12 protein-coding genes are annotated in these 14828 nt (G+C 37.8%); 4 read left to right on the top strand and 8 right to left on the bottom strand.

Annotated features, from left to right (window positions below; all coding sequences use genetic code 11):
* Nucleotides 1–109: 109 nt before the first annotated feature.
* Nucleotides 110–889: a glycosyltransferase family 2 protein gene (locus RE471_RS06390; RefSeq protein ID WP_309213987.1), complete on the bottom strand. Its 780-nt coding sequence runs from the start codon at nt 887–889 to the stop codon at nt 110–112.
* Between the two features lie 152 nt (nt 890–1041).
* Between RE471_RS06390 and RE471_RS06385 the strand changes: the two genes are divergently transcribed.
* The gene (locus RE471_RS06385; protein WP_309213986.1) at nt 1042–2175 is read left to right on the top strand and encodes a glycosyltransferase; all 1134 of its coding nucleotides are present in this window, start codon (nt 1042–1044) and stop codon (nt 2173–2175) included.
* A 119-nt stretch (nt 2176–2294) separates the two neighbouring features.
* Here the strand turns inward: RE471_RS06385 and merA are convergent, their stop codons facing one another.
* The 6 genes from merA to RE471_RS06355 all read right to left on the bottom strand — a co-directional run bounded on the left by merA (nt 2295) and on the right by RE471_RS06355 (nt 9468).
* Nucleotides 2295–3677 carry a mercury(II) reductase gene (merA, locus tag RE471_RS06380; protein WP_309213985.1) on the bottom strand — a complete coding sequence of 461 codons (1383 nt, stop codon included), beginning with the start codon at nt 3675–3677 and terminating at the stop codon, nt 2295–2297.
* Nucleotides 3670–3900, bottom strand: coding sequence for a heavy metal-associated domain-containing protein (locus RE471_RS06375; protein ID WP_309213984.1), 231 nt, complete (start codon nt 3898–3900; stop codon nt 3670–3672). Before RE471_RS06375 ends, merA begins: the two co-directional genes overlap by 8 nt.
* A 157-nt stretch (nt 3901–4057) precedes the next feature.
* Nucleotides 4058–4432, bottom strand: coding sequence for a hypothetical protein (locus tag RE471_RS06370; RefSeq protein WP_309213983.1), 375 nt, complete (start codon nt 4430–4432; stop codon nt 4058–4060).
* A complete protein-coding gene (locus RE471_RS06365; RefSeq protein WP_309213981.1) occupies nt 4425–6926 on the bottom strand; it encodes a penicillin acylase family protein in 2502 nt (833 codons plus the stop codon). Before RE471_RS06365 ends, RE471_RS06370 begins: the two co-directional genes overlap by 8 nt.
* Nucleotides 6927–7000: 74 nt before the next feature.
* Nucleotides 7001–7660, bottom strand: coding sequence for a TIGR00266 family protein (locus tag RE471_RS06360; RefSeq protein ID WP_309213980.1), 660 nt, complete (start codon nt 7658–7660; stop codon nt 7001–7003).
* A gap of 50 nt (nt 7661–7710) precedes the next feature.
* Nucleotides 7711–9468: a prolyl oligopeptidase family serine peptidase gene (locus tag RE471_RS06355; RefSeq protein WP_309213978.1), complete on the bottom strand. Its 1758-nt coding sequence runs from the start codon at nt 9466–9468 to the stop codon at nt 7711–7713.
* A 139-nt stretch (nt 9469–9607) separates the two neighbouring features.
* Here RE471_RS06355 and RE471_RS06350 point away from each other — a divergent pair, with 139 nt between their 5' ends.
* Nucleotides 9608–10747, top strand: coding sequence for a glycosyltransferase family 4 protein (locus RE471_RS06350; protein ID WP_309213977.1), 1140 nt, complete (start codon nt 9608–9610; stop codon nt 10745–10747).
* 47 nt (nt 10748–10794) lie between these two features.
* On the opposite strand, the gene RE471_RS06345 is transcribed toward RE471_RS06350, so the two are convergent.
* Nucleotides 10795–12606, bottom strand: a complete 1812-nt coding sequence (locus RE471_RS06345; RefSeq protein ID WP_309213975.1) for a DNA/RNA helicase domain-containing protein — start codon at nt 12604–12606, stop codon at nt 10795–10797.
* A 118-nt stretch (nt 12607–12724) separates the two neighbouring features.
* On the opposite strand from RE471_RS06345, the gene RE471_RS06340 reads away from it, so the two are divergent.
* Both RE471_RS06340 and RE471_RS06335 read left to right on the top strand, forming a co-directional pair.
* Nucleotides 12725–13648, top strand: a complete 924-nt coding sequence (locus tag RE471_RS06340; protein ID WP_309213974.1) for an aminoglycoside phosphotransferase family protein — start codon at nt 12725–12727, stop codon at nt 13646–13648.
* A gap of 281 nt (nt 13649–13929) precedes the next feature.
* Entirely contained in the window at nt 13930–14808 is an 879-nt protein-coding gene (locus RE471_RS06335) for an EamA family transporter (RefSeq protein WP_309213972.1), read from the top strand.
* Nucleotides 14809–14828: the final 20 nt, after the last annotated feature.

Here is a 14828-nt window from a genome sequence, read left to right as displayed (position 1 = left end):
TATGAAAACTGAAAAGCTAAACTTATCATCTATCAAATTATGTATAGAACATTTCAGTTTGTCTCTGACATTCATTATATTCTGGTAAAGTAAAATTCTAATATAATCTTTATCTAATGTTTTCTCCGTTACTTCTTGTTTCTACTTCCCTTATTTTATCTGTTACTGAAGGCGTCTTGATAAATTTTGATAGGATGCGGGCTACTATGTATAAAAATAGCCCATAAACTTTTCCTGTAAATCTTTTTAATTTATAAAATTTTAATAGTTTTCCATAGGTGAACCCAGAAACGAATATGACATCAGATGTACACCTTACTCTGCGTATTAATTTTCGTGCCAGATCAGTTTCGTACCTACTCTCACTACCTGCAGTGAGATTTCTGATTTTAAGGCATTTATATTCGCATTCAAAATCTATCTTTTTAATGGCATTGAAATGGTTGCACACTTTTTCAAAGTAAATGTCGTCCATGCAATTTACATCCTGCCACGCATCGTAATAGTCAAAAATCCTCCTGCTACCCACAAACACGTTTGGAGTGCATTCATTGCCCAGGAGATGAAATGCCAGGATCTTATCATTACTATTATAAGATTCATAAGCCTCCATTATTCTCTTTATGTCAAGAAGTTGAATATCGAAATCCGTCATGATAATGTATTCCCCATGTGAATTATCAATTGCAATTTTTCTTCCCAGGCCCCGTGAACATTTTCTTTTTATAAGATTTATTCTATCACCATAATCTGAGAGAATGACCGCAGTTTTATCTGAGGATTCGCCATCCACGATAACAATTTCACAATCAGTGTCGATTAAAGGCCTCAAAAAATCCTTTACTATCTCCTCTGAGTTATAAACTGTTACGCAGATGGAATACTTCATGTTCGGTGATTCAAGAACTGTATTAAAACATATTCGATTGCCATAATTTTCAGCAGAAGTAATCATGCAATTATCAATCAATAAATCAGGAAACCACATTGCATTAGCACGAGATAGCTCACTATTTTAATATATCCTATGAATTCACAATAATGGTAGAAGATGGTGATCTGGACTATCTGTTTCTGGTATGGGGTATACCTATTAGGAACAGTCCGGGAGCAGTAAATAAGCAGATCTACTCAATTGCAAACAGATTGGCTGAAGACAATAAAACGGTTGGTATACTCTATATATCATACAATTCTGTAGCGGCTAAGTATAATATAGAAAAAAACAGTTTAAATTTTAGGATAAAATTATTAGTTTCCAGAATAACATATACTAGATTTGTATCAAAAATACCTCTATATTTTTTTAAAAAGTCGAAGGGCAAAAATCTTAGTGATAGGGTAAAGTTATACGCCTCTGGGACAGATTTGCCCTTATTGAAGCCCAAGCATATAGTAACCAGCTACTGGTGGGCTGTACTTCTGGCAGCACAAAAATATTCAAGGGAAATTATATACTTTATCCTTTACCACGACTATACTGAGGATATTAGGCACAGCAACATGGAAAATGTACCGCTGCTTCAGCAGGCATATAAGATGTCCAATTTGATCCTGGCTAACAGGGATCTGGCTTCAAAAATTGGTAAGGATTATCCTGTAATAACTGAGGGCATAGACATAAAAGAATTTCTGTGTAAAGGCAGTGTAAACAGCAAAAAAGAGGATATATTGCTTATACCATTGAGAAAAAATCCACTAAAGGGTATAGAATATGCCATTCCTGCATTGAATATGATACATGAGCAGTTTCCACAGGTTGAAATAGTGGGGTATGGAGATTTTGATGGTAAAGTCCCAAATTTCATCGATTTTAAGCACATCATGCCTGATAAGATGTTAATAGAATATTTCTGTAATTCCACTTACTTTATTCTCCCATCTATAACAGAGGGCATCCCGGAACCTCTCCTGGAAGCTATGGCAGGAGGCTGTGCCTGTATCTCCACTGCCTCTGGTGGTCCACAGCAGGTGATAAGTAATGAAGTGAATGGTATGCTGGTGCCTGTAAAGGATCCTGAATCTATCTTTACGGCATTTAAAAAATTGTATAATGAAAGTAATTTAAGAAGGTCAATAATGGAACACGCAATAAGAAGTGCGGGCAACTATGACCTTGGCAGAACCTATAATGACTTTATTAAGGCTATAAAATTTTATGAAAATAATCATTAGCTGGGTTTCTAAAAATTAAAAACCATTTCTATATAATGATGCTATAATACTAAATATTAAAATCCACCTGAATAATAATTTAAATGAGCTTAATATAAAAATAAAAATTTAAATCATGATTAATCCATACAGCAGCTCATTTTGGAAACATCTCGAATAAATGCCTGCCCGGCAATCTTTATGGATTCTGCCACTGTTGGGAAGACATGTACTGTGTCGATCAGATCCTCATATGTAAGCCCGTGTTTCACAAGCTGGACAGCCTCTGTTATAAATTCTGCTGCATTCGGGGCTATTACCTGTACGCCGAGAATCTTTCCATCTTGGCCTGCAAGTATCTTTGCAACCCCATTGTTGGAATGGAGTATATTTGCCTTGACAACATTGCTGATATTTATTATTCTTACACTAAAAGTCTTTTTAGCCGTGATCAATTCCTTTTCAGTCTTGCCGACAGATGCTACATTTGGCTCTGTAAATACAACCCACGGCACCTCATTGAGGTTTATTGTTTTTTCACCGCCAAGGATATTCTCAACAGCAATTACTCCCTCTTTTCCAGCCAGCGTTTCAAGCTGAAGTGACTGCCTGACACAGTCTCCTGCGGCATATACCCTTTTATTTGTTGTTCTGAGATGCTTATCTGTGATAATTCCGTTTTCTGTTGATATTCCAGCTGCATGTAGATTTAACGATGCAATGTTAGGCATTCTTCCTGTGGATATTAAGATAGCATCAAAGCCAGTAAACGCTCCAGTCCATGTAAGTATATCCTTCTTTCCGTCTACAGTTTTTATCTCATGATAGTTAACTCCAAGATGAAATGAAACGCCATTTTCCTTCATTGCCTTCATTAATTCCCCGGTTATATCATCATCAAAGCCCTTGAGAACCCTGTTATGCCTGTTGAATACATGAACCTCAGAACCGAAATTAGAGAGTGCATATGCAAATTCCATTGCCACCTCTCCGGAACCCAGTATTGCTATCTTTTTTGGAAGTTCCCTTGCATTCCATATATTATCGCTTGTGTAATAATCCTCCAGGCCGGATATTTCAGGAACAAAGGTCCTAGATCCTGTTGCCACGAGAAAGTTTGTTGCCTTTATGCTTTTTCCGTTAACGTCCACTGTATCCTCGCTGGTAAATTTTGCCTCTCCCTCTATGAGTTCAACGTTTTTGAAATTCTCGATTACATCTATATATTTTCCCTTTCTTTCCTGTTCAACAAACTTATTTAGGTATTCCATGAATTTGCCGAAATCCAGGGATGCACCCCCACTGATCCCATCATATTTTTTATGGTTAGCCTCATAGTATGTTTTTGAGGCCTCTATCATTAATTTGGATGGTACGCAGCCAACATTTACGCATGTACCGCCCAACGGCCCTTTGCCTATGAGTGCTATATGCATCTGCCCGGAGGTTAGCTCGCTGGCCTTTATGGCTGCTGCGAAACCTGCAGCCCCCCAGCCTATTATTGCCAGATCATAATCAGTCATCCTTAACACTCCTTAGCTGCGCTCTATACTGCCCCTTGAAAACATCAAGTTTGGGGAGTTCCTCGGGGTTGGTCTCATCATTCGTCCTTACTATAGCCATGCCATCTTTCAGAGAAACGGAAACGTCCTGAACTCCGCTGGCATCCTTCAATCCATTTGTTACATGCCTTACACAGTCATCACAGGTCATTCCAAACACCTTCAATTCTATTGTTTTTGTCATAGTTATAACATAGCATGATAATATTAAAGATAACAGGTAAATAAAAGTTTACTTTTTCTGGCATATAATAGAGAAAATTACAAAATTTTTTATTTTATTTATTTAAATATTTCTACTCATATCTCACTATCCTGGCTCAAACTGTTATTAAAACTACCTATTTTGATCTGTTTTCCTCCCTATATGCCTTCTGTGGAAGGACAAATGAAGAGCCTAGAATAAGGCCTCCCACTGTGATAACAAACATAATTACCAGTGTCAGTACTGTGAGAAGATAGTAGGGTATCCCGGATATCTCTGCAGACAAAAGAGCACCCTTCATTTTTATGCCATATGATGGTATAAAGGATATGAAAAGCCCGGCAATTGAGAGTACGCCTGCAGCAAGTATGTACCATAGTTTCCTTAACAGGAAATATCCGATTGCAATAGCGGGTATGACCTGTAGATACCAGTATCCGTAATAGCTGAAGAGAAATCCAGTAATTATAATTATTATCAGCCCTGACATTATTTTATAGCCATTATTCATTTGAACCACCGTACCCGTAGTAGAATTCTTTAGGCATGTTTTCAGGAATCAGCCTGTAGTATACGCCGTTGTTCCAAGGTATAAAGTTATTTGAGTAATAATTGCTCAGCGGATTTTCTGATATTCCTCCCGGGTATATTCCCATGGAAGATTCCGGGTGTGATAAATTAACAACAAGCCTCCATGATGGGCCAAAGTCCGAGACTATGCCATAGGCTGCGTTTATTGTGTTGCCATCACCTGCAGCCGGCACTGTTTTTGTATTCAGGGGGTTCACCCCAAAGAAGCTGGATAGATGCCTTTTATGGATATTCCCCCAGTGCCAGTTATTGGTATTGCTTCCATACCTATGTGTAAGCTGTGCCAGTGTCTGATTGTATGCCCCTAGGGATATGGATGTAAAGTCCCTTGACTGGCCGTTTACGGGATTCTCAAAGTAAGATGTGTTAGGCTCATTTACTGTCCAGTTCACAAGGTCCTCTATTAGTGGCCCATGATACATTGAATCTGGCCCTATAAAGAATGAGACATTGAATAAACTATCCCTTGATGTAATGCCATAGGCGTGCATGTATGGCAGGAAGGTATCATTTACCAGGTTCTGCTCCCAGAAATAGAATACAGTTGCAGCTGTAGAATTCACTGTCATGTTCCCATTCCATTGCTGCAGTTCCCTGTACAGTGCAGAACCACCGTAATCCGCTTCTATGGAACTTAACAGTGGTTTCAGGAATATGTTGGTTGTATAGTCATGGATGGTCAGCTGGATATTCTCCATTTTTGCAGTGTTAATGCTGGAAGTTGTATTGAGAAGCAGGTGTGCCTCATCAGCACGGTATCCAGATTCATAATCCCATCCGATATAGTAGGGATAGTTTAGTGATACTGTGATCTGATTATCAGAGAATACGAATCCCCTGGCAGGGTCATAGAGGTATGGCTCATCCTTTAGTGGTACAAAACCAATCCAGTTGGATTCCCCTGTCCCGTTCAGTACACCTCTGGGATCTCCATTGCTGATTACCGGGTATTCTCCGTACGGAAATATTCCTATATTGCCCTTTGAATCGGCAACCGCCCAGTTCTGTATTGCAACCCTGAAATATTTTGTAAGGTTCTGCCTGAACTGGTTAACAGTATGTGACCTGTCTATGTGAAGGAAGAATGTTAATTCATAGCTCGAATTTAAACCGGTCCAGTCCATGGCAATCCTTACGCCTGAATCGTTTTCAATTACAACACCATTATCGGCTATGTTCAGCTTTAAATGGTATGGACTTGACCCTTTCACCGGTATTGTTTCGTTGATTGTCTTAAATTTTACCCATTTACCGTTTGAATAATAGCTTCCTGGATGGGATGGTGAGGTTTCTTCAGCATAAAAATAAGTTTCCTGTATCTGTCCATTTGTTGCTCCCCAGGCCAATTGATTATTATGGCCGAGTATAATTCCTGGGAATCCCGGAAATACCACTCCTATGACATTCTGACCGGGGGATACAAGCTGGAAGCCTATCCATATGGAAGGTACACTGGTTGTTAGATGCGGGTCATTTGCCAGAAGGGCAGAAACATTGTCGGTCTTAATGCCATTAACAGCCCAGTCATTGCTGAAACTGTCCGATGATGGAAATGCCAGGGAGACAGGTGATGAATCTGATACCTGCGTAAGATTCAGCGGTATATTTACAGATGGTGTGTAAAGTGTTAGATTTTTTATATCTCCTGTTTCATTATATACAGAGGGATTGCACTGATATGGAACAATAGGATTCTGGATTCCAGCTGGGTATGCAGGATAAATTGCCTTTATAACATTTTCTGGCATCTGCTGCAGTGCATACTGGAAGTATAGTGGGTCGAAACCTCCAGCACTGTTTTCCCAGAGGAAGGTCTGCTGTATGGCGAATATATTTGTTATGTTAAAGTCGCCTGGTTTATAGTTGAGCAGCTTGAAAAGCAGCGGGGTATTTTTGTATGATAGATTATTAATGTAGGCATTTATACCATCTACAAAATTGCTGGTTGCCATGTAAGTGAATGAAGATCTGGATAGATTATGTACCTCCTCACTGGCTATCTGGCAGTCCATAATTTCCCTGGAGAATATATCAGATTGCAGTTCACTTTTACCGACCAGTGATGAAAGGTTCCCCTGTGCCTCCTTCTTGATAAAGACCATCTGTGCAAGCCTGTACTTAGCTTCCAGATATCCCTGTTCATAATAAAGGGACCAGTTATGCGGGCTGTAGATTCCGATAAAACCATCAGATTCTTGGAATGTTATGACCTCAGATGTTCTGCCATCCTGCGTGATATTTATATATCTTGCTCCGGTTCTGTACTGGGGTGGAACTGAATAAATACCTGAATTCGGATTCAGAAGATTATCCACTGGCGGCAGGGGGCCGATTGAAATAGATATAACTGAGAATATCATTATAAGGACAATTATTCCAGCAATAAACCGTTTCCTTGATGAAAAGATTTTCATATAAATGAAACTTATATTTTTATTTAAAGATTTTTTTAAGAACTAAATTTAATTGATCCACGAATTAGAGAAAATTATCTCCTTATAAGTTTAGCTGATAATTCCAGTAGCGATATGGAATGCAGCCAGACCTTTCCGGGGCCTCTCATATCAGCAAAGAAGAATCCTTCTCCCTCCATTCCTCCCAATATCATAGTTTTGATTCCACCAATCCTGGAAACGTTGTATGATATGGAGGTCTCAAATGCAAGTACATGGCTTAATTCAGCCTGTATACCCTCGCCTTCCTTCAATTCATATTCTATAACCTGCCCATGTCCGTGAAGCATCACAGAACCCGTACCGGTAAACTGCTCAAGGAATATGCCCTCACCACCGAATACACCCTGCCAGAATCCTGCAAATTTGGATGAATACTCTATGGTTGAGTCCATGCAGAGAAAGGCATTGAACTCTGCGAATATGGAACTGTTGTTGAGCTTAACCTCGAAAACCTTTCCAGGAAGAAAACCCGCTGATCCAAAATTTCCCGGACCATCGAGCTTCAGCAGGAATACAGCGGATCCTGCCAGCATATGTGATAAAGCTCCTCTTAACCCGCCTGCCCTGGTATCAAGCCGTACATCCGGAGTTTTATAAATCAGGTGTCCCGGTTCAACAAGGGCAGACTCGTTTGGTTCAAGCGTGGCTTGCAGGTACTGAACATCCCCACCTCTAACTTCATATTTCACCATAAACTGGTAAAGAGGATATACACTTAAATTTTTCTTATAATTTTTTATTATTACCTGCTGGAGTTCGAAAAGACATGGTGAATAAATGAGGCTATATAAGCCGTTTCAGATGTCATATCCTCCATGCCTGCTCCTAAATGGCCACCATTTCCCATCATAAGATATGCATCACTTCCGGTTTCCTTTAATTTTTCGTAAAATGCCAGCGCATGGTATGGGTGGACCCTATCGTCCTCAAGCCTCGAGTATATCAGTGCAGGCGGGTATTTAATATTTTTTACCTGATCCATGGGTGAATACTTTTCAAGAAAAGCTGCATCCTCCGTATTATCAGGATTGCCATATTCACTGGTCCAGTACTGCCCTGCCAGGAGTTTGTGAAATTTCATCAGGTCAATCACAGGATTTCCAATAATTGCGCCCTCAAGCAGTTCCGGCACACTGGTAAGTGTATATGAGGATAGAAGGCCGCCATTGCTCACCCCATAGCATATAATTCTGTGCCCGGCATCATGGAATTTTCTAATTATCTCCTGGAAAGAGGAAAAGACATTAATTTTGTTTTTTCCCATCCCAAGCCTGTGCCATTCTTCTCCATACTCTCCACCGCCTGGTAGATTGCAGACAACAACATTGAATCCATGGTCTAAAAGATAGGCAAATAAGCTGTTATATGATGGAACAAGTGATATATTGAAACCACCATAGCCATATACCAGCGTGTTCAATGTTTCCTTGCTGGATTTTAGAAAGAAATAATGGACTTTATAACCTTCCATGGAAACAAAATCCTCTTCGATATTAAATTCTGATACAGGATTTGATTTGATTTTTTCAAGTTTCCCCTCCTCGTAGCTGTACATCTGGTATGGGATGCCGAAGCTGCCCATAATAAGCAGAGCTCTATTTCCATCTGAATCCATGGAAATTAGCCCTGTTGGTGAATCTAAAGGAAACTCCTTTATCTTTTTTCCACTGCTGTTATAAAACATGGGGATTGACTTTGCATCTCTCATGCAAACTGCCAAAAATCCATCCTTTACTATTGCGGCATCCTGTACCGGTTCATTTATGTAAAATTTTTCATCGCCATATCTTATTATTCCATTTCCATCAAATGCAAGCACACAAAGTTTGTTGTCTTTATAACCCAGTATTTTTACCTGTTTATCGTATTCAGACAATTTTTTCCATGTTGATGGGTCATCTAATTCCCCGGTGTACACAATAGTTTTTGTGTTGTCCTCTGCTGTTAACACCACCCTGTCCCCATAGTTATCAAGCTTGATGCCCATGCCCGCCGGAACTTTATCCCAAAATACTTTTTTATTGTTTATGTAAACGGTATTTGATGAGTTGTGAATGCTTCCAGCATTTTCAATCCTGGTTTCCTTTACAGTATAAAAACTATCATGGTAAAAAATTATATCATGTATAAGACCATGTTCTTCATGTATTAATCCTTTTTCTTTAAATATTTTTAGCGTTCCCGTATCCTTTCCATTTGTTTCATATAATGCAATCCTATCTCCATTATCTTCGGCTTTAATCCAGGCTATTATGCCATCAGTAGAATAAACAGTATCATTATTGACCACCAGATTATTTTTTCCATTGTCGACTGATATAAAGCAAATTTTATCCTTATTCATTTCTAAATCCTTGATTCTCCCGGTAAATATGTATGGCCTTAACAATGGTTCTGCATTCTTATATAGGGAATTGAAATAATTTTTGGATATGCCGGTCTGTTCAACTGCATAATTCCTGGTTTTTCTGTCCATTATTTCAAAATTGATGTTTTTCATATAAAACTACAATTCAATGGATTTATAAAAGATTATTGAAACCTCATACAGAATAACAGCTTAAAATTTCTATATATTTTAACAATCGTAAATTTTTTAAACACCGCAATTATAAAGATCAGTGCGATTAACTTTTTTTATGCGAGTCGATCTCAGGACAGGAAGAGGAACTGAAAATGTACTTTTCAATCTCTTAAAGTATGTACCTCAAGATGTTGACATAACAATAATAGAACCGGATAACCTTAAGCAGGAGAGAATTCCTGAAGAGGAAGTAAAAAAATTAACAGCTGGATGTCATATTATAAAAATACATAAACACGTTTACAGAATGGATTCTATTATACAGAGAGTGTATGTTAATTCTATCCTGCGTCCACCTTATAGAGATTTGAAATATGCAGAATCCAGGGGGCTGTTATCAGAAATCAAAAAAACAGACATAGTATATTTATTCCAAAATGAGTATTCCATATTCTTTAAAGGCATGAATATACCAGTAATAGGGTCAGGGCATGCATTTACAATTGGTGATTTTGTTAACAGGGAAGATTTACCGCATAAAATATATGCGAATTATCTTTACAGAACATATTTTAAAAATATAAATGGTTTTAATTATTTCCCAAAAGATTCTGAAGTTTTCAGTAAATTAAACGATAAATGGCATTTAAAATATAATTTTCCACTTCCTCCTGGGGTGAATACGGAATTATTTTACCCGGACTCACACATACCCGGAAAGAAACTTAAAATTCTCTTTGTGGCAGCCCTGGAGTATTCTAAAGGATTAGATTTGCTTATTCCACTTATGGAAAAATTCGGTGAAAGTGATGAGATTGAATTCCATATAGCAGGTAGAGGGCCATTAGAAGAAGAGCTGTCAAAAATGAAATATGTAAAATACCACGGAAGATTGGATAATGAAGAACTCGCTAAATTATACAGAGAATGTGATGTTTTTGTCTATCCCAGCCATAACGATACCTATTCATTGGTAACATTGCAAGCTCTATCTTCAGGTATGTATGTTCTTGCTGGTGATTTCTTTAAAGGTATCTTCGATGACCTTAGCAAATATTTAGAATACCTTCCAATGAATATAGATGCTTTCTACAATCGAATAAATTATATAATCAAAGATAGAAAAATAATAGAACATAATAAACAGGATGAATATCAATACGTGAAGAGGAATTATGACTGGAGCATAATAGCTAAGAGGTTTTATGATAACATGAATAATATATATAATGAATTCTCTAATGAAAAAAATTAAGTTAGGTTATATAAAATTATTCTTCATCTAAAATATTACAAACTTAATTAAAGAAGGCCTTTAATATATCTTCCTGTTTCTTTATCCTCAGAAAATATATATGTTCCATGGATGCCCCTGGTGAGAAGTATCCTGTATCTGTTAATCAGGAGCTGCATTGCTGTATTATATGAATTTACATCTCCATCCTTTCCCTTATAAAACGATTTCTTTATCTCAAAATCCTCACAGTTATCGCCAAGATCCCATTTATTTCCACGCCATACAAGGTCACGACCCCATATAACGCCTGTGTAATCCGCCTCGAATCCCTGGGCGCCGTAGACAGATGCACAGGTCTCAAGCCTATTGGAGTCGCCACCAACCCAGAACGGTGCGTAATCTTTTTTCGGGTTCATAAGCCATCTGATTCTGGTGTCTGTATTTTTGTATATATCGAGGCCCGAACGCAAGGGATATCCGATCCGGAGATTTTCAGAAGATGCGGGATTTTGAATATCTCCTTTTGCCTCTGTAAATGAGGCTACCAGTGCTGATTTTTTACCCTCTATGGTTCTTTTCCTTAATTTTCCAAGCATATCATCAATATTGGAGAAATATTTGAAATCATAGTAGATGTGAAACCGTGGAGATTTCCCTGCCAGGAGTTCATTTACAAAATTTCCATATTCATTCCCGTTTCTGTATAGCCCTTTTAAGTTTATTTCTACAGGATTATTCAGGTATTTTCTAAAGTTCTCCCATGTTCCCTGTTCTCTTTTGCCGAGAATCTGTGAATCATCATAAAAGAATACAGATATGTCTGCAACATTGCCGGCATTTTCTATGTTATTAATGGTCATCCTCTGGGCCTCGTCAAATATGGCTATATTGTATTTTGCCGTGAAGCCATTATCTGCAACTCCAGGATTGCCAGGTCTGCCGGTTGAATAATATTTTATCAGTGTGGACAGCCCCGGGCTAATGCCATCAAGCATTTTTCTCAAGGATTCAACCATCCTGTTGTTTCTGTATGCAAGAACTGACTGCTTCTCCAGTGTTAGGGACCTTAACAGCAGATTTATGGCCATGAGTGTTTTTCCTGAACCAGGGCCACCATGGATTACATAATTGCCTGGTACACCACTTATTAAATTTTCAATAATTTCTTCATATGGGGTCAGCTGTTCGCTGTATAGCCCGTATCCTTCTGTGGCAAGTGCCATCATTGCACCATTTTTTATATCCATAAAATATGATTTAACCGCTTCAAAAAGGTTCTTATTTTGCACATATTTGCCATTCAAAAATAAGGAGGCTGATCTCTCATCAAATCCTGGATCAAGATTTTTTCGCAGTTTATCAATTAGGCATCCTTCGTTGTTCCTAAAATAAACCTTTTCAGAGTACCTATTCTGATTATTAATATTATACAGGATTACAATTGAATCAATAGAAAAATTACCAGCATTTTCAACGCCGTATCTGATTTTTCCCTCGTAATTCATAACCTGATACACTGGATTCACCTCCATCCTTCCATCGGCATGGACAAAATAGTCACTGGTTGTGGTTTCCATTTTTCTCCATCCCTTCATTTCAATTATAGTCAGGTTTGGGTCTGTAGATTTTCCGATAAGTATGGCATCTGCTCTTTCACCACCGGCAGGGATTATATATTCCAGCACTATTCCTTTTTTATCCAGTTCATTTATGATTTTATGTAGATAATCAATAGAACCTGACCATGAGTTACGAATGAAAAGCCCGGGTTCTACACTATATAATTCACGATAATTTTTCGTTAGCAGTTCCTGGAAATCAAAATTCTCATAATCATCTAAAAATGATTTTGTATCATTATAATAAAGATAATTCATTATAAAGATAATTGCAGGACTTATATATTTGTTTTCCCGGTATGCCCAATATTTTCATGCAAGATAATTCGCATACCAGTTCCATAAAAATTTATTTAATGTTATATTACAGAATTTTGTGGAAGACATCTTCAATTTTCTCTCTGAGATTTCAAAAAACTTTCCAGATATTATTGTAAAAAAATATAATAGGATTGATACAGGCTGGATGAATCAAATAATCGTTGTAAATGATGAGTTAGTTTTCAGATTCCCACGGACCGCGAGTGCCATTAAAAAACTGGCCATGGAATTAAAGCTATTATCTGTACTGAAACAGTCACCTGTTAACTTGCCCGAATATAAATTTATCCACATGGAATATCCATTTTTCGCTGGATATAAAATTATTAAAGGCGATACAGTGGAAAATGCAAGGTCACTCAGCGTGAATGTACTTAATGACTTTATAGCAGTGCTGAATTACATGGGAACATTCAAAATCGACTCCCTTAAAGGTACTTTACTGCCTTTACATAACGCCAGTAGCTGGATAAGATATGAAAAATCATTAATGAGTTCATTTCAGGCATCACTGGAAGAAAATACAGGCACAGAATATTTCAATGAAATTTTCAGCTTGCTGGATATAGCAATGTCAGATCTCAATGATTGTGATATATCTTTAATACACGGTGATTTATCCCGTGGAAATGTTATCTTAAATAGAAAACACAGCAGGATTAATGGAATTATAGACTGGTCAGATGCATCATACGGTGATCTGGCACTGGATATTGCAGCAATTATTGATGGCTTTCCACTCAGATATTTGCCCTATATATTGCAAAATTTTAGTAATAATTTCTCCACCAGGGCATTGAAAAGAATATTGTTTTACCGCCTTGTTTCACCGCTTTACAGGGCGTATTTTCTTCAACAAACCGGGGATGAGTATGAGGCAGAAGCCCTATGTAAAGAAATTTTAAACGACAGGAATTCACCAAAAATTAAAGAAAAAATAAAAAACAAGACTGACAATTATGGATTGATATCACACTAATCATGAATTAACAATACTTATTTATTAATATTTCTATTTTATGTAAAGGCAACCAATATTTTGAGTGATTTACAGATCATATATGGGGGAATTCCGGAAGATATCTGAAAATTATGTATGCATGTATTTAAATACAAAAATGTAAATTTTTATTTTTTTAGAAATAGCATGAAGTAAAAAATAGTAGCAGGGAACCAGCAAAACACATGCTCTGGAATAGTTAAACATTGCATTTTCTGGATATCTATATATCTATAACAGTACTAATCCCGCAGATATATATGCTGGAAATACTCATACCGGCCTTCGTACTGATCATCTGGACTGCGTCCAATACCCTAATAAAAAGCCTAACAGGAAAAATGGAAAGTGATAATATTGCATTAATAGTAATAGGTGCCGGAATAGTACCTATGACCCTATCAATATTCATGACACCACATTTGAATATTGCAGAAACGACATTATTTTTAGGTGTAACCTCAGGAATATTCCTTAGCCTGGGATATATACTCTTTTATAAATCCCTGAAAGGAGAAAATCTGGGCAGTGCAGGCGTAACCATTAATATGCAGCAGATAATTGTAATATCATTCAGCCTTTTAGTCCTCAAGGAAACAGTATCATCCCTGATTCTCCCCGCGGTTATACTGATACTGATAGGTTCTATGATGGTCACCATCAAAAATGGATTTAAAATCAACAGGTACCTTATGCTTGCGGCACTTGCCAATATAATATGGGGGATATATTACATGCCCCTCTCCTTTGCCATATTATCACTGCACTCATCTGTAATGCCATTGCTCATAGCTAGGACATCGGGATTTATAATGACTTTCATCGCCTTTGAGACACTTTTCATGTACAGGCGCATGAAGCAGAGGCATATAACAACTGTAACCACGCCGAATTATAAGGCTAAACTGTCCTTTACACTGATGCTCGCGGTTGTCGCTGGAATACTGGATGGATCAGGAAACGTATTCTATGCTCTGTCCATATCCCAGGGTGCACTTGTGCTGGCAGGTGCCCTGGTTGCAATGCTTCCGGCTACCCTGGCACTATCAGGTAAATTCCTGTTCAGGGAGAAATTAAGCTCTAAACAGTATATAGGAGTACTACTATCTGTTGCCGGTGCACTGCTAATAGCCCTATAAGAATAAAAAGTTAAATTGCG

The organism is Ferroplasma sp., assembly GCF_031200575.1.
Lineage (GTDB): Archaea > Thermoplasmatota > Thermoplasmata > Thermoplasmatales > Thermoplasmataceae > Ferroplasma.
This window is presented reverse-complemented; position numbering and strand designations above follow the sequence as displayed.

Bases quoted from the DNA above. Each gene is read 5' to 3' on its own strand.
- RE471_RS06350 (WP_309213977.1), top strand. From the start codon at position 9,608: ATGCGAGTCGATCTCAGGACAGGAAGAGGAACTGAAAATGTACTTTTC.
- RE471_RS06345 (WP_309213975.1), bottom strand. From the start codon at position 12,606: ATGAATTATCTTTATTATAATGATACAAAATCATTTTTAGATGATTAT.
- RE471_RS06375 (WP_309213984.1), bottom strand. From the start codon at position 3,900: ATGACAAAAACAATAGAATTGAAGGTGTTTGGAATGACCTGTGATGAC.
- RE471_RS06355 (WP_309213978.1), bottom strand. From the start codon at position 9,468: ATGAAAAACATCAATTTTGAAATAATGGACAGAAAAACCAGGAATTAT.
- RE471_RS06360 (WP_309213980.1), bottom strand. From the start codon at position 7,660: ATGGTGAAATATGAAGTTAGAGGTGGGGATGTTCAGTACCTGCAAGCC.
- RE471_RS06365 (WP_309213981.1), bottom strand. From the start codon at position 6,926: ATGAAAATCTTTTCATCAAGGAAACGGTTTATTGCTGGAATAATTGTC.
- RE471_RS06385 (WP_309213986.1), top strand. From the start codon at position 1,042: ATGGTAGAAGATGGTGATCTGGACTATCTGTTTCTGGTATGGGGTATA.
- RE471_RS06335 (WP_309213972.1), top strand. From the start codon at position 13,930: ATGCTGGAAATACTCATACCGGCCTTCGTACTGATCATCTGGACTGCG.
- merA (WP_309213985.1), bottom strand. From the start codon at position 3,677: ATGACTGATTATGATCTGGCAATAATAGGCTGGGGGGCTGCAGGTTTC.
- RE471_RS06370 (WP_309213983.1), bottom strand. From the start codon at position 4,432: ATGAATAATGGCTATAAAATAATGTCAGGGCTGATAATAATTATAATT.
- RE471_RS06390 (WP_309213987.1), bottom strand. From the start codon at position 889: ATGAAGTATTCCATCTGCGTAACAGTTTATAACTCAGAGGAGATAGTA.